This is a genomic window from Bradyrhizobium sp. CCBAU 45394 (genome assembly GCF_028128655.1).
Taxonomy (GTDB): domain Bacteria; phylum Pseudomonadota; class Alphaproteobacteria; order Rhizobiales; family Xanthobacteraceae; genus Bradyrhizobium; species Bradyrhizobium diazoefficiens.
The window spans coordinates 39711-53822 of sequence record NZ_LBIX01000012.1; the positions used below are offsets into that span (position 1 = coordinate 39711).

Consider the following 14112-nt stretch of genomic DNA (forward strand, 5'->3'; position numbering starts at 1 on the left):
CACAGAATGCGAAAGGCGATGCCCGTTCTGTTATCGGTTGCAAGCCTGTCGCTGACTGCTGTACCGCCTGGCGCCTCTGCAGGAAACGCTTCATCCGACAATCCGAAGCACGGAGGCATCATTCGATACGGCCACTTCCAAGAGCCTCCTTGCCTGTACGGGGGCTGGGTACAGCAATGGTACCTTCAGCGGCAGTTTAGCGACAATCTGGTTGCACGCAGCAATGACGGAAAAATACTCCCCTGGCTTGCAACATCCTGGGCAACTTCGGAGGACAGGAAGGTCTATACGTTCGAGATCAAGCCAAATGTGAAATTTACGGACGGCACAGCCCTCGATGCGCAGGCCATTGCTGATAATATCAACGGATGGCTCAGCACTAACCCGGATCTTCGAAATCCCACCGCTGCTCCTTACCTCAGCGATAGCTTTGAATCGGCAACTGCTATTGCACCCCTGAGCTTGCGCATAACGCTCAAAACACCGTTTGAGCCGCTGCTCAATGTCCTCGCCCAATCGTCCCAGGGCATCTTGTCGCCAACCGCACTCAAGCGGGGCCTTGCTGCGAATTGCGAAAGCCCTGTCGGATCGGGGCCGTTCATCGTTGAGAAGTGGTCTCACGGGCGAGAGGTCATATTCCGCCGCAACCCCAACTACAATTCGGCGCCGGCCACCGCAAAGCACCAGGGCCCGGCTTATGTTGATGGTATCGACTGGAAGTTCCTTGCCGATCAGACGGTCCGATACGGCTCACTGCTCACGGATGAGACCGATGCCGCGTATGACATTCCGGCTGTCGCGTGGAAGGACGCCAACTCCCGCTTCAACGTGTTGCGGCACATTACCGGCGGTACCCCGTTGCGCCTCGCGCTTTTTGCTGCACGGCCGCCGTTTGACGACGTGCTTGTCCGCCAGGCATTCGCATATTCGACCGATCGAAAGGCTGCCATTGAATCGTCCTTTCTGGGCTCTTTGCCATTTGAAGGCAATGGCGCGCTCAGCCAGAGCTCGCCGGAATATATCAGCGAGTTTGGGCAATCCTATGCGTACGATGTTGGCAAAGCCAATCGGCTCCTGGACCGGGCTGGTTGGACCGAGCGCAACAAGGGCGGCGTTCGCGTCAAGAACGGTAAGCCACTTCTCATACGGATTTCTTACTCGAGCGCCTTTCTAAAGCCCGATGGCGAGCAGGCTCTGCAGGTACTGCAGAGCCAGGCAAAGGCGGCTGGATTTGACGTGCGCCTTCAGCCGACAAATCAAGCGGATTTCTTTGCCGGGAAGAATCTCGGGCTCAACGATTACGAGATCGTGCTCTTGTATTGGGTTGCGCCGGGTGCTGAGATCTTTCGCATTTCATGGAAGCCGGACCAGGATGGCCAGCGCAACGGCTTTAATCCATCTCGCTATCAGGACCAGGCGTTGTGGGATGTCATTCAGAAGGCGGAACAAAGCTTCGATGATGCGTCGCGCACCGCCCTCTATCAACAGGCCGAGCGCAAAATCATAGATCAAGCGCCTGTGATTGGGTTTACGGTCCTGGACGTCACTGTCGCCACTGCGAGCAATCTTAAAGACGTCTGGTTGGACCGCGGCTCGGTCGGCGAGCCGGTCTTCTATGACGCCCACTTCACTGACAAGAAATGACATTCGTGAACCTTGCAGCCCACAATCCAGCTGTTTGGTTGGTGCGGCGGTTCCTGTCCGGTGCCGTTGTGGTGTGGGCTTCGGCAAGCTTCACTTTCCTCATTCAGTGCCTGCTGCCGGGCGATCGGGGGCAGATCATCTTCAGTGTGAGGAGTGGCAATGTCGGAGAGGCGCCCGCCGCGGAGCTTGCAGCGATCAATGCGAAATACGGCTTTGATCAGCCGCTTGCTATCCAGTACGCGAAGTACATCTGGGGCATTCTGCATGGAGATCTCGGTCAATCCTACCAGCAGCATCGGCCGGTCCTCGAGATCATCGCAGAACAGATTGGCCCTACAATCGTGCTGGCGATCGCAGCACTCGTGGCTGCATGGGTTATCGCCATCCTAACCACCTTGTTTGCTGCCGGTAGAGACAATATCTGGGCTAAGCTGCTCAGTGGGATGCAAGTTTTTTTAGCAACCTTGCCACCTTACTGGCTGGCGACCATCCTACTCGTCGTCTTCGCAGTCCAATTGCGCGTTTTTCCGGTTGTTGGGGGCAGCTCCGCCATGGGCCTCGTTCTTCCAACGCTCGCACTGGCTTTGGAGTTGTCAGGCTTTTTCGGGCAGGTGGTCCTGCATGAGTTCACGCGTGTGCTCGACCAACCGTTCGTAACGTCGGCGCGAGCACGAGGCATGGGAGATCTTGGCGTCAGATTCCGCCATGTCCTGCGTCATGCGGCTTTGCCTGGCATCACGTTGTCGGGGTGGGCGCTTGGCAAGCTGCTATCTGGAGCAATCTTGATCGAGGCGGTTTTTGCGCGCCAGGGGCTCGGCGGCGTCCTTGTCGCCGCAACGTCTTCACGAGACGTACCAGTGGTCTCAGGGGCGGTTTTAATTTCCGCCGGTCTGTTCGTCGTTGCCAGCTTGGTCGTCGATCTCACCTACCGGCTGGTTGATCCGAGGATCAAACTGACATGAGCACGTTTGCCGAAGCCACCCTGTCTTCGCTGTTCGGCGGAGGGCGGGCGACCGCCCGCACTATTCCCGCACGGGTCTACGGTGCTGCCATTACAGCGGCGTTCTTTATCATCGCGGCGATCGCGCCTAAACTGCTGCAGACACATGATCCGCTGGCGATAGATTTAGCCGCCTCGCTGCGAGCCCCTTCGGTCGCGCACTGGCTAGGGACAGACCAATCCGGCCGTGATCTCTACTCCCGGATTGTGGAGGGAGCAGGTCAGTCCCTGGCCATCGGCTTTGGGGCAACCGGCTTAAGCATGTCTATTGCATTGATCCTCGGGGTTACGGCCGGACTCGCAGGGGGCGCGCTCGACAACATTCTCAGTCGTCTCCTGGACGTGCTCTTCGCACTTCCCACGCTGTTCCTCGCGCTTCTCTTCGTCAGCGTCTTGGGGCCATCGCTCTCGACCGAAATCACAGCGGTCGGAATCGGCACGGCGCCGGGTTATGGGCGCATGATCAGGGGCCAGATCCTTGCCGTCAAAGGAGCGGCCTATGTGGAGGCGGCCAAGGCGATCGGGCATCCTTATCCGCGTATTGTTTTGAAGCACATTCTTCCAAACGCAATGAGCCCACTAATGGTGATGATGACGCTGGGCGTTGGCCAAGCCATTATCTGGGCCTCGGGCCTTGCATTTCTCGGCCTTGGCGTTGCTCCACCGGCGCCTGAATGGGGCGCGCTGCTCAACGCCGGACGCAACTATGTGATCTATGCGTGGTGGCTGGAGATCATGCCGGGCTTAGCCGTCGTGGTATTTGCCCTCAGCGTCACTATTCTCGGAAGCTATTTTCAAGATCGTCTGGAAGGAAAGGCCTGACATGCTGCACGTTGCTCCGAAGCTTGTCTCCCTGCAGACAGACCTCCTCAACGTCGATTCGCTGCGGGTCTCGTTCGGGCGCAATGTTCCTGAGGGCACAGCTGTGCGCGGCGTGTCCTTCTCACTTCGGCCGGGGCGGTGCCTCGCCATTGTCGGCGAGTCCGGCTCAGGCAAGAGCGTGACCTCTCGCGCTCTCGTGGGGCTTGCCGGCCGGCGCGCGCATGTCCATGCGCGCCAACTGAGCTTTGCCGGGATGGACCTGGCATCACTCGACGATCGCGCCTGGCGGCGGATCCGTGGCAAGGAAATCGGCTTCGTTCTACAGGATGCACTGGTCTCCCTTGATCCGCTCCGGGAGGTCGGCAAAGAGATTGGGGAGGGATTGCTTCTTCATCGTGCGGTCACTTCCCGCGAGGAGCTCGATGAGCGTGTGCTTGAGCTCCTCAAACTCGTCGGTGTTCCTGATCCCGAGATCAAAGCCCGGCAACTCCCGCATCAATTATCCGGTGGCCAGCGCCAGCGCGCGCTCATCGCTGCGGCACTTGCGCTCGATCCACGCCTCCTGATCGCGGACGAGCCAACTACCGCCCTGGACGTGACCGTGCAAGCTCAGGTGCTGGCACTGCTTGGGGGGGCCAAGGCGCGCGGCAAGGCCCTTATCCTGATCAGCCATGACCTTGCGGTGGCCTTGCGCCTTGCGGACGACGTCATGGTCATGCGCGAGGGCGAAGTTGTCGAGCGTGGATCGGCAGACCACGTTTTCCATGATCCGCAACACCCCTATACTCGCCAGCTCCTCGACGCAGTGCCGTCGAACCGTCCGCGCGGCTCGCGCCTGTCTCGAACGCCGGCAACCCGGCTGTCGATCTCGGCGCCAAAGCCGCCGCAGCTGCCCTCCGCCGATGCAAGTCGAGTTGTGCTCGGCGCGACTAACCTCGTGAAGCGCTTCAAGGGTCCGGACGGCATCTTGCGAACCGTCGTTAACGACGTATCCTTCGAGCTGCGATCTGGTGAGACATTGGGCATTGTTGGTGAGTCCGGATCAGGCAAGTCCACAACCGCTCGGATGGTGCTGGCCCTGGACCTGCCAGATGAGGGAGCTGTTCAGTTTGATGGGCAGCCCTGGACCGCGCTCAGGGAGCGCGAGCGCAGGGCGAGGCGCCGTTCCATCTCGATCATCTACCAGGATCCTTTGAGCTCGTTTGATCCTCGCTGGACGGTTGAGCGCATCATATCCGACAGCCTTTCCCGGGACATCGGACCGAAGCAGGAGCGGCGCAGGCGCGTGATTAAGCTGCTGGATCTGGTCGGGTTAGCGCCTGTCTTCTTGGGGCGCCGCCCGCTCGAGCTCTCTGGGGGGCAACGTCAGCGGGTCGCCATCGCGCGCGCGATTGCCCCAGGGCCGTCGGTGATCGTCTGTGACGAACCAGTGTCTGCCCTCGACGTGTCAATTCAGGCGCAAATTCTGGATCTCCTCAGCGACCTGAAAGCCCAGCTTGGCATGAGCTATCTCTTCATCTCGCATGATCTTGGGGTCGTGCGTCATCTCAGCGACCGCGTGATGGTCATGCGCAATGGTCGTGTTGTCGAAAGCGGCGAGACAGAGCAGATATTTGTCAATCCACGCGCAGACTACACCAGGCGCTTGATCTCTGCCGTGCCGCGCCTTGTCGAACCTGATACAGGCAATCGCGTCTCCAGCGTTTTCCCTTAGTCGTCCGTTAAGAACGTGAGCGCGCACTGACCTCGCGCGAGAGTGCTGCCACGAACGGTTGGGGTGATGGCAAAGCCGGCGAGCGCAGGCCGTGGCGCTGCAGGATGCCGCTCTGGCGAGTGTTGGCCTCGCTGAAGAAAAAGCTCGCGGCCTAGCAATGAAACCATGTTCTAGCCTCATTTGAGACTGGAATCGCAGATTAATACCTCCCGCGCGCTAGAGCGGGGGGCAGCGAGACGTGGCGAACGGGCGGCGACGTAGTGTCTATGCTGCGCAGATATTGGTCGACGGCAGTCCTGTGCGGTGCAAGGTCCGCCACCTCACGGATTCCTCTGCGATCGTCCAAATCGATAGCGCGCCTTTCGTGCCCGCGGCTTTCGGCCTGCGCGTTCCAGGTGCTGGCTTAGATATTGAATGCTCGGTTGTATGGCGTGATGAGCGCCGTCTCGCCGTGAAGTTTCTGAGCTGACCGCCAATCTCTTTGTCGACGTGCGTCCCTACCCTGAACTCGGACCGTATAGAGTTGTAGGAATGCTGATCCAGACGTAACGTGCAAACTGGCGCGCCGGCTTGACCGGCGTCGCCCTTTTTCCGGCCATTGAGTCGTGATGCCGCTGCGAGCGGCTTATTTCACACCCACCTGGTCGACACTTTCGAAAAAGGAAACCGAGAATTGGCAAAACTTGCCGATGTTCTCGCGGCAGTCGATGCCCTTGACTTTGATCCCGCGAGAGGTAAACGCGTGGCGCGCCGCCTGAGCGAGGCTGGCAGATTCCTTCTGGCGGTTCGTCTCGGGCATCCGACTTGGCGAGGACGATGTCCTGCGCTTGATCATGGCAGTGGCGACCTGGCCAAAACTTCGCCAAGCAGAAACGTTTGTCGAGACTTGCGGAGCGTTGACGCCCGAGGGCGCTCATATTGCTGACGATGTGCCAGACTGCGTTCCCCGGAATGCATCCGATGCGATCGCGGCAGAAGTCGAATGGCCCGTAGAGGCGACGTCGAGGCGCGGAATTCAACCTTCGTCCGATCGTGGCCAGACATGGTGATTGAGGGCCGTAATACCCTCTGTCGCGCGTTTTCGCCAGGCGGGCGCCGATGCTGGACACTGAGCATACGATGGACACCGGGCGGCGACCACGATTCCGGTCGCCGCTGTTGCTGACATTCTTTTGCATTCGCCCCCGGCAGAGAATCTTTCATGCAACAAGCTGGGGGATTTCCTGTTCGACCAATCGCAATAATCGGGTGTTGCGTGTCCAGAATTTGAACCTACTCGCGGACCATTTCTCGCCGACATCAGCTTGCCACGGATTGAATTTGGGCAACTTATCCAACTGATGATAGGTGTGACTCAACCCTGCGCGCCTCCCTTGATCGGCATTACCTTCTTGGGATCGAGCCAGTGGTCGATCCGATCAGCCCAATGCTGCATCAGCTTCGTACGCGAGCCGATCAGTGCGAGCGGTCCGTGCTTCTTGTAGAGACCTTCCACGGTAGAGTTATCGAGATGCGCGAGCTGCAGCTCGACGACATCGCCATCCCAAGCCTTGGCATCCTTGATCTCTTCGTGGTGAGACAGGGTCGAGAAGGTGGTCCGGAATCCGTGGGCGCAATGATCAGTCTTGGTGTCAATGCCAAGCAGCCGCAAGCGTTTGTTGAGCGTGTTGTTCGATAGCGGGGCATCCTTCGAGCAGGAGAACGCGTACCGGCGATGGCCGGTCAGTTTCTGAACGCTGCGGAGGATTGCGAGTGCCTGCCGTGACAAAGGCACGACATGGTCCCAACCGGTCTTCATCTTGACGGCTGGAATAGTCCAGCGTTCGGCGTCCCAATCGACCTCGCTCCACTCCATTTCATTGACCATGCCGGGGCGGGGAATGGTCAGTGCATCGAAGCGCAAGGCAAGGCCAACAACGTCACTAAACTTCGCTCTCGTCCACGGTGCGCTGATGAGTTTGAAGACGCGCGTCACGTCGCGTGGTTCGGTGACGCCGGGACGCGGCGTCGAAATGTTGGCAATCATCTGCCCATTCAGGTTGCGAAATGGATTGTAGCCGTCGCCTTCGACATCGGCATAGTCGAAAATTTGCTCACCGATACTGCGCACGCGATCGCGGGTTTCGAGCTTTCCCTCGGCTTCGTATGAACGCATGAATGCGAGCACGTCCGGACGCTTGATGTCCTGCCTGCGCAGCTTGCCGAAGCGATCCTTGACGTAGCCGACGCGGAGCTCAAGCACCTCGATGGTCTTGGGGTCGCGCACCGCGACGATCCTGCCGCGTTTGACTTTCTCCACCTTCTTCTTGGTAAGCCACTCGTCGGCCCATTGCCCGAAAGGCCGGGCGGCCGCCTGCCTGTGCTTGTCGAACTGCTTCTCGGTGCTTGGGTCTTTGCCGTCCTTGAGCAGGACTTTGGCCTTGTCGCGCTCGCGCCGTGCGTCGGCGAGCGAGAACGTGCCATCCTTGCCGTTGCCGTAAGGGCCGATGGAATAGGTTTTCTGACGGCTGTGGAAGCGGTAGGCCATCCGCCAGAGCCTGGAGGCAGCGTTGCCGGGCCTGCTCTTGTCCGGCGTGACGAAGAGATAGAGACCGCCGCCGGTCACGTCCGAAATCTTGGCGGGGCTCCACGCGCCGTTGTCGAATTTCGGTCGGGCGGCGCGGCAGTCGACGTCAGTCCTGATCTGCTTGGGGTTTGCGCACGCGCCGTCGTTCTTGCGGGCCATCTGCTCAATTCCTTCGCTGGGAATAGCCAAAGTCGCCGTGAACGTTTGTTCTCCCGATACCAACACGATACCAACAAAAATACCAACAAATCGGACGGCTGGGATCGGATGAGAACAAACGGTGACGAACACCGATGTACGCGGATGTACCTATTTTTCAAGGGTTTCCGAACACTGCGCGGACGGTTGCGGATGCTTTAGAACGGGCTTGAACAGCCTAGTTGGTGCCCCTGGCCGGAATCGAACCAGCACTCCTTGCGGAACTCGATTTTGAGTCGAGCGCGTCTACCAGTTCCGCCACAGGGGCCCTCGGTCGGCCCCCAAAGCGGGCGTCGCGAAGCCGGCGGACTATAGCCATGGACAAAGCGGGGTCAACCCGCGCCAAAGTGATCCCGGCTGTTCTCGACAGCCGCTTGGGCCGGGGTTAGAGGCTAAGGAAAGCGACCGACCGGAAGAGGCTGCCGTGACGACCCAGAGTGCCGCAATACCTGCATTCAAGCCGGCGGCCACGAGCCCCGCCCTGATCGCCTCGCTGCTCGTCACGCTGATTGCGGCAGCCACGATCGCGGGCGCCTGGTTCTTCCAGCTCGTGCTGGGGATTGTGCCTTGTCCGCTCTGCCTGGAGCAGCGCTACGCCTATTATCTCGCGATCCCGCTCGGCGCGCTGACCGCGCTTGCGGCGAGGAGCGGCGCGCCGCGACCACTGCTGCTCGCGGGGCTTGCGATCCTCGCGCTGGCGACGCTCGCCAATGCCGGGCTCGGCACCTACCATTCCGGCGTCGAATGGGGGTTTTGGAAGGGGCCGACCGACTGCTCCGGCCCGGTCGTCAATCTCGGCAGCGCCAATGATCTGCTCTCGCGGCTCGACACCGTGAAGGTGGTGCGCTGCGACGAGGTGCAGTGGCGCTTCCTCGGCCTTTCGCTCGCCGGCTACAACGTGCTGATCTCGCTGCTGATGGCCGCCATCGCCGCCTGGGGATTTGCAGCGACGGCGAAGCGTACGTAGCTGCCGTAGGGTGGGCAAAGGCGCGCTCCTTACGCGCCGTGCCCACCATTCATCAACATTCACGCCAGTTGTTGGTGGGCACGCAGCGCTTTGCCCACCCTACGCGAGCTGCGTCCGCTCAATCGTCCACGTCGTCCTGCGTGCGCCCGAACAGGTGCACGATGCCGGGCGTCGCGATCGTCACGAACACGAAGCGCGACAGGTGATGGGCGCCGACGAAGATCGGGTCGATGTGCAGCGTCAGGGCCAGGGCCAGCATGGCGTCCATCGCGCCCGGCGCGAAGGCGACGACGACGTCCGAGAACTTCACCTGCGTGGTGAGGGCGACGATGCCGACGAAGATCGCCGAGACGGCGATTGCCACGGCAAATGATCCCAGCGCCGCGTTGATGTGGCCGGCGAGGGTCTTGATTCGCATCCGCGCGAAACGGCTGCCGATCAGGGCGCCGATGCCGATCAGCGCCACGCCGCGCACCCAGTTCGGCAGGCCGCCCTCGACCCAGCCGGCGCCATGCAGCACGCTGGAGGCGATCATCGCGCCGAACATCCAGCTCGCCGGAAACCTGACCAGCCGCAGGATGAGCGCCGCAGCCAGCGAGGCCGCGACCAGCTCCACGAGATCGAGCGGCGAGGCAATGGCCGTCGTCAGGGACGGCGCAGCGGAAGGCGCCACGCCCGCGAACGCCAGCACCATCGGCAGCGCCGCAGTGAGGATGATGACGCGCATGGTCTGCACCACCGCGATGCCCGGCAGGTCGGCGCCGCGCTCGACCGCCAAAATCGTGATCTGCGACAGCGCGCCGGGGCTGCCGGCGAGGAAGGCCGAGGTGCGATCCCAGCCATGGACGCGCTGGAGGTAATAGCTCGAGCCGAAGGTGGAGCAGAAGGTCGCAAGTGCGAGCAGGCCGATGGTGAGGGGATAGGCGCTGACCTGCTGGATCAGGTGGCGCGAGACGACCGAGCCCAGCGAGATGCCGAGCAGCACCAGCACGGTCTGGGTCAGGATCGGCGGCAGGGTCAGCTGGCGGCCGGCGATCGCGGCGATACCGACCGCGATCATCGAGCCCGAGATCAGCCCGCCGGGGAGATTGGCGACGAGAAACACGAGGCCGCCGGCCGTGCCGATGACGAGTGTCTCCACCGTGCTCAAGATCTTGGCACGGCTCGGCCATTCGAACGGCAGGGAGGCGGTGATTTGCTTCACGCCACCTTATCGCAAATCGGCGAGAAGCGCACAATTGCGGCTAGGTCATGCCGCAATGCGCACGCGTCTCGCCGAAGCCGGGGGGTGACTGATTTACTTTTTGTCCGCGGCAGCCGGCGCGGCCGAGCCGGCCTTGGCGGTCTTGATGCATTCGGAGCGGAATTTCTTGCGCTCCTTGCCATGCAGCCCCTTGGCATCCGCCTGCTTGGAGCATTCGAGCGACTCGGCCGAGTGCTCCTTTGGTGCCTTCTTGTCCGTGGGCGCGGCGGTTGTGGTCTTGGTGTCGGTCTTGGCGGCCGGCGCGGCGGTCTGCGCAAAGGCGGTGCCGGTGGCGAGCAGGGAGGCGAGGGCGACGGCGGCGAGGCGAGAGGCGAGGGTCATGGTGTTGCACTCTTCTTGGGAAAATGGCGAAGGGCTGGAACGTCGGCTCGCGTTGCTGAACGCGACATGAATGAGCCGAGTGACGGGATCACTATATTTTGGCGGCGAAAGCCATCGCATCCTTGTCGCAAGCGACCGGCACGCTAGGATAGCAATCCTCGTTTAACTTCCGTCGGGGAAGACCAAGGAGGAGACCTAGGGATGACCATTCAGACAAAATTGTTGTGTGCGATCGTGGCGTCGGGTGTCGCGGCATTGGTGGCCGCCGCGCCGGCACAGGCGCTGACCTCGCAGGAGTGCAGCGCGAAATATCAGGCGGCCAAGAAGGACGGCTCGCTCGGCACCATGAAGTGGAATGACTTCCGCAAGGCCCAGTGCGGCGCGGACGCGACGCCTGCCGCTGCGCCGACCGCGGCTGCTCCGGCTGCGCCCGCCGCTCCTGCAGAGCCGAAGCAGGCAAAGAAGGAGGCAGCCCCCGCCGCCGCGCCGGCGCCGAGCCTGCCTGCCGGTCCCGCGATCTATCCGAACGCGATCGATCCGAAATACGCCAAGGAAACTGCCGGCAAGGCCCGCCTGCACACCTGCGTCGACCAGTACAACGCCAACAAGACCACCAACGGCAATGGCGGCATGAAGTGGATCGAGAAGGGCGGCGGCTATTATAGCGAATGCAACAAGAAGCTGAAGGGCGCCGCCTGAGCTTCGACTTGACGCGATGGCCGGAGCGAGGCTCCGGCCATTTCGGCTGAGGCATGATCCGGAAAACTACACAGCGGTTTTCCGGAAAGATCATGCTCAAACAATGGTCTAAAGCGCGATGGCGATTCGTCCTGATCGCATCGCGCTTTAGATCAGCAGCTTCTCGGCCGATTTCGCCACGAGCTGCGATCGCTTGCGCGGACCGCGCTCGACGAACAGCAGGCTCTGGCCGAAGATGAAGCAGTAGAACAGGAAGGCCTGCGCCTCGGCCTCCTCGGCCTCGAGGCCGGTCGCGCGATAGAGTTCGGCGACGTGCTTGAGCCGCGCCGCATCCACGCTCGCCACCGCCGCCGCGGCGTTCTCGTCCGAACGGGCCCATTGCCGGATCGCCAGCTCGATCGCCATGCCTTCCGGGTTGAGCCGCTCGGAGTAGAGCTGGATCACCGCCTTCAGCCGTTCGCGGGGCGCCTGCCCGTCGAGGCTCGTCTGCTGCGCGATCGCCGCCGTGCGCCCCTCGCGCCAGCGCTCCAGCATGGCCGCGAGCAACGCGGCGCGGTCGGCGAAGCGGCGGTAGAAGCCGCCCTTGGTGACGCCGAGGTTCTTGGCGAGCACCTCGACCCGCACCCCCTCGACCCCCGAGCGGGCGAGCTCGGTAAATCCCGCCTCGACCCAGACATCGCCCTTGCCGTCGCTCATGAAGAAAGCCCATCCGGTTCTTGATACGGTACCGTATTGCTAACGCGGCGAGGCCCTGATACGCTACCGTATCAACAATCAAGGGGCAGAAAAGCGCAGGGAGAAATTGCGATGGAGCAGGAGGCAACCTATCGCGGCACGGTCTATCCGTGGCAATGCGATCATGTCGGCCACATGAACATCATGTGGTATGTCGGCAAATTCGACGAGGCCAACTGGAATCTGTTCGCCCGCCTTGGGCTGACGCCTAGCTACTTGCGCAGCTCCGGTCGCGGCATGGCCGCCGTGCAGCAGAACATCACCTACAAGCGGGAGCTGCTGGCCGGCGACATCGTCGAGATCCGCAGCCACCTGCTCGAGGTTCGCGACAAGTCGATCCGCTTCCGGCACGACATGACGAACGCCGAGATCGGCGAGATCGCTGCGTTCTGCGAGATCACGGGCGTGCATATGGACCGTGAGCTGCGAAGGTCCGCGCCGTTCACCGATGCCATCCGCGACGCCGCTTTGAGGCATCTTGCCGAACCGGCCGAGGCTTGAGCCATGACCGCGTTCGAGCCGAAAAACCCGGGCTATCGCGCCGCGGCCATCGCCATGTTCGACGGCCAGCCGGCGATGCGCACGCTCGGCATCACGATCGTCCGCCTTGGGCCGGGCGAGGTCGAGCTGGCGATGCTGCATTCGCCTGAATTCACGCAGCAGAACGGATTTATCCATGCCGGCATCATCACGGCCGGGCTCGACAATGCCTGCGGCGTTGCCGCCTTCACCCTGATGCCGCACAAGGCCGATATCCTCACCGTCGAGTTCAAGACTACGCTGCTCGCACCTGCCCGCGGCACGCGCTTCGTCTTCAAGGCCGAGGTGGTCAAGCCCGGCCGCACGCTGACCTTCTGCGAGGCCAGGGCCTTTGCCGAGCACGAGGGCAAGACCACGCTGATCGCCACCATGACCGGCACCCTGATGGCGATGCTGCCCCGCGTTGCGGCTTCGCCCGAGGTGCGTGCGTCCCGCGCATAGCGGCGATTGACAAGCCTGCCGGCGCATCCCTTGATGCGTTCGTCATGCTCGCAAGCCTCGGCCTCATCCTGCTCTGCCAGTTGATCGGCGAAGCCGTCGTGCGCGGCCTCGGCCTGCCGCTGCCGGGACCCGTGCTCGGCCTGCTGCTGCTGCTGATCCTGCTGCTCGCGCGCGACCGCCTTGCGCTGTTGGCGCGCGGGCCGTTGCGCAACGGCGGCGTAGAGACCGCCGGCAAGGGATTGCTGGCTCATCTGTCGCTGCTGTTCGTGCCGGCCGGCGTCGGCGTCGTCCAGGAGCTCGATCTGCTCGCATCGCACGGCGTCGCCATCATCCTCGTGCTCGCGCTCTCCGTGGTTGTCACGCTGCTTGCGACGGTGCTCGCCTTCCGCCTCGTCAGCCGCCTCCTGAGGCAACAGGACGCCCGATGAAGGACAACCCGTTCTCGCTCTGGGTCTATCTCTCGCAGTCCCCGCTGCTGTGGCTGACCGTGACCCTGCTGGTCTATGCGAGCACGGATGCGGTGTCGCTGGCGAGCCGGCGCCATCCGCTCGCCAATCCCGTGCTGCACGCGATGTGGATCATCGGTGTGTTCCTGCTCGTAACGGGCACCTCCTACACTACCTATTTCGCCGGTGCGCAGTTCGTGCATTTCCTGCTGGGGCCCGCCACCGTCGCGCTCGCCGTGCCGCTCTACGAGAACCGCAAGCGCGTGGTCTCATCCATCGTGCCGATGCTGGTAGCGCTCGTTGCCGGCTCGGTCACGGCGGTGGTGTCGGTGGTGCTGCTGGCCGAGCTCGCCGGGCTGCCGCGCGACGTCGTGCTGTCGCTGGCGCCGAAATCGGTCACGGCCGGCGTTGCCATGGGCATCGCCGAATCTCTGCACGCCGATCCCTCGCTGGCGGCGGTTGCGGTCATCCTCACCGGCATCATGGGTGCGATCATCGTGACGCCGCTGATGAACCGCACCGGCGTCACCGATTTCCGGGCGCGCGGATTTGCCGCCGGCCTTGCCGCGCACGGCATCGGCACCGCGCGCGCGTTCCAGGTCGACGAGATCGCCGGCGTCTTTTCCGGCATCGCCATGAGCCTGAACGCTTTGGTGACCTCGTTCCTGGTCCCGCTGGCGGTCACGCTGCTGGTGCGATGACATCGCCGCTGCGACACTCTATATGAGGCGTAACACTTCCCGGTCCCCAACCGT

15 protein-coding genes and 1 tRNA gene are annotated in these 14112 nt (G+C 62.3%); 10 read left to right on the plus strand and 6 right to left on the minus strand.

All coding sequences use genetic code 11. The features are described from left to right. The first annotated feature begins 18 nt into the window (after positions 1-18). From WN73_RS07345 to WN73_RS07360, 4 genes are read left to right on the plus strand one after another with little or no spacing between them, the layout of a single operon-like run. The gene (locus tag WN73_RS07345) at positions 19-1644 is read left to right on the plus strand and encodes an ABC transporter substrate-binding protein (protein ID WP_271552199.1); all 1626 of its coding nucleotides are present in this window, start codon (positions 19-21) and stop codon (positions 1642-1644) included. Beyond that, positions 1641-2606: an ABC transporter permease gene (locus WN73_RS07350; protein ID WP_271552200.1), complete on the plus strand. Its 966-nt coding sequence runs from the start codon at positions 1641-1643 to the stop codon at positions 2604-2606. Before WN73_RS07345 ends, WN73_RS07350 begins: the two co-directional genes overlap by 4 nt. Beyond that, a complete protein-coding gene (locus tag WN73_RS07355; RefSeq protein ID WP_271552201.1) occupies positions 2603-3466 on the plus strand; it encodes an ABC transporter permease in 864 nt (287 codons plus the stop codon). The genes WN73_RS07350 and WN73_RS07355 overlap by 4 nt, the downstream gene beginning before the upstream one ends. Position 3467: 1 nt before the next feature. Beyond that, positions 3468-5180 (plus strand): dipeptide ABC transporter ATP-binding protein, encoded by a 1713-nt coding sequence (locus tag WN73_RS07360; RefSeq protein ID WP_271552202.1) that lies wholly within the window; start codon positions 3468-3470, stop codon positions 5178-5180. A gap of 625 nt (positions 5181-5805) precedes the next feature. On the opposite strand, the gene WN73_RS07365 is transcribed toward WN73_RS07360, so the two are convergent. From WN73_RS07365 to WN73_RS07375, 3 genes are all read right to left on the minus strand, one after another. Further along, positions 5806-6015, minus strand: coding sequence for a hypothetical protein (locus tag WN73_RS07365; protein WP_161536661.1), 210 nt, complete (start codon positions 6013-6015; stop codon positions 5806-5808). A gap of 519 nt (positions 6016-6534) precedes the next feature. Then, positions 6535-8037, minus strand: coding sequence for a tyrosine-type recombinase/integrase (locus WN73_RS07370; RefSeq protein ID WP_271552203.1), 1503 nt, complete (start codon positions 8035-8037; stop codon positions 6535-6537). 90 nt (positions 8038-8127) lie between these two features. Continuing rightward, a tRNA-Leu gene (locus WN73_RS07375) sits at positions 8128-8212 on the minus strand. A gap of 156 nt (positions 8213-8368) precedes the next feature. On the opposite strand from WN73_RS07375, the gene WN73_RS07380 reads away from it, so the two are divergent. Then, a complete protein-coding gene (locus tag WN73_RS07380) occupies positions 8369-8911 on the plus strand; it encodes a disulfide bond formation protein B (RefSeq protein WP_011084158.1) in 543 nt (180 codons plus the stop codon). A gap of 118 nt (positions 8912-9029) precedes the next feature. Here the strand turns inward: WN73_RS07380 and WN73_RS07385 are convergent, their stop codons facing one another. Continuing rightward, positions 9030-10115, minus strand: coding sequence for an AbrB family transcriptional regulator (locus tag WN73_RS07385; protein ID WP_271552204.1), 1086 nt, complete (start codon positions 10113-10115; stop codon positions 9030-9032). 93 nt (positions 10116-10208) lie between these two features. After that, the gene (locus WN73_RS07390) at positions 10209-10496 is read right to left on the minus strand and encodes a PsiF family protein (protein ID WP_028173573.1); all 288 of its coding nucleotides are present in this window, start codon (positions 10494-10496) and stop codon (positions 10209-10211) included. Positions 10497-10697: 201 nt separating this feature from the next. Between WN73_RS07390 and WN73_RS07395 the strand changes: the two genes are divergently transcribed. Further along, positions 10698-11195, plus strand: coding sequence for a hypothetical protein (locus WN73_RS07395; protein ID WP_028173572.1), 498 nt, complete (start codon positions 10698-10700; stop codon positions 11193-11195). A 147-nt stretch (positions 11196-11342) separates the two neighbouring features. Here the strand turns inward: WN73_RS07395 and WN73_RS07400 are convergent, their stop codons facing one another. Next, positions 11343-11891 (minus strand): TetR/AcrR family transcriptional regulator, encoded by a 549-nt coding sequence (locus WN73_RS07400; RefSeq protein WP_011084162.1) that lies wholly within the window; start codon positions 11889-11891, stop codon positions 11343-11345. Positions 11892-12002: 111 nt separating this feature from the next. Here WN73_RS07400 and WN73_RS07405 point away from each other — a divergent pair, with 111 nt between their 5' ends. The 4 genes from WN73_RS07405 to WN73_RS07420 are packed head-to-tail and all read left to right on the plus strand — an operon-like array spanning position 12003 to position 14058. Continuing rightward, positions 12003-12431 (plus strand): acyl-CoA thioesterase, encoded by a 429-nt coding sequence (locus WN73_RS07405; protein ID WP_271552205.1) that lies wholly within the window; start codon positions 12003-12005, stop codon positions 12429-12431. Positions 12432-12434: 3 nt separating this feature from the next. After that, positions 12435-12911 carry a PaaI family thioesterase gene (locus tag WN73_RS07410; protein ID WP_028173569.1) on the plus strand — a complete coding sequence of 159 codons (477 nt, stop codon included), beginning with the start codon at positions 12435-12437 and terminating at the stop codon, positions 12909-12911. 44 nt (positions 12912-12955) lie between these two features. After that, on the plus strand, positions 12956-13339 hold the full coding sequence (locus WN73_RS07415) for a CidA/LrgA family protein (RefSeq protein ID WP_271552206.1): 384 nt from the start codon (positions 12956-12958) through the stop codon (positions 13337-13339). Beyond that, positions 13336-14058, plus strand: coding sequence for an LrgB family protein (locus tag WN73_RS07420; RefSeq protein ID WP_011084166.1), 723 nt, complete (start codon positions 13336-13338; stop codon positions 14056-14058). Before WN73_RS07415 ends, WN73_RS07420 begins: the two co-directional genes overlap by 4 nt. The last annotated feature ends 54 nt before the right edge of the window (positions 14059-14112 follow it).

Bases quoted from the DNA above. Each gene is read 5' to 3' on its own strand.
- WN73_RS07345 (WP_271552199.1), top strand. From the start codon at position 19: ATGCCCGTTCTGTTATCGGTTGCAAGCCTGTCGCTGACTGCTGTACCG.
- WN73_RS07420 (WP_011084166.1), top strand. From the start codon at position 13,336: ATGAAGGACAACCCGTTCTCGCTCTGGGTCTATCTCTCGCAGTCCCCG.
- WN73_RS07390 (WP_028173573.1), bottom strand. From the start codon at position 10,496: ATGACCCTCGCCTCTCGCCTCGCCGCCGTCGCCCTCGCCTCCCTGCTC.
- WN73_RS07400 (WP_011084162.1), bottom strand. From the start codon at position 11,891: ATGAGCGACGGCAAGGGCGATGTCTGGGTCGAGGCGGGATTTACCGAG.
- WN73_RS07410 (WP_028173569.1), top strand. From the start codon at position 12,435: ATGACCGCGTTCGAGCCGAAAAACCCGGGCTATCGCGCCGCGGCCATC.
- WN73_RS07365 (WP_161536661.1), bottom strand. From the start codon at position 6,015: ATGATCAAGCGCAGGACATCGTCCTCGCCAAGTCGGATGCCCGAGACG.
- WN73_RS07415 (WP_271552206.1), top strand. From the start codon at position 12,956: ATGCTCGCAAGCCTCGGCCTCATCCTGCTCTGCCAGTTGATCGGCGAA.
- WN73_RS07350 (WP_271552200.1), top strand. From the start codon at position 1,641: ATGACATTCGTGAACCTTGCAGCCCACAATCCAGCTGTTTGGTTGGTG.
- WN73_RS07395 (WP_028173572.1), top strand. From the start codon at position 10,698: ATGACCATTCAGACAAAATTGTTGTGTGCGATCGTGGCGTCGGGTGTC.
- WN73_RS07355 (WP_271552201.1), top strand. From the start codon at position 2,603: ATGAGCACGTTTGCCGAAGCCACCCTGTCTTCGCTGTTCGGCGGAGGG.
- WN73_RS07360 (WP_271552202.1), top strand. From the start codon at position 3,468: ATGCTGCACGTTGCTCCGAAGCTTGTCTCCCTGCAGACAGACCTCCTC.
- WN73_RS07405 (WP_271552205.1), top strand. From the start codon at position 12,003: ATGGAGCAGGAGGCAACCTATCGCGGCACGGTCTATCCGTGGCAATGC.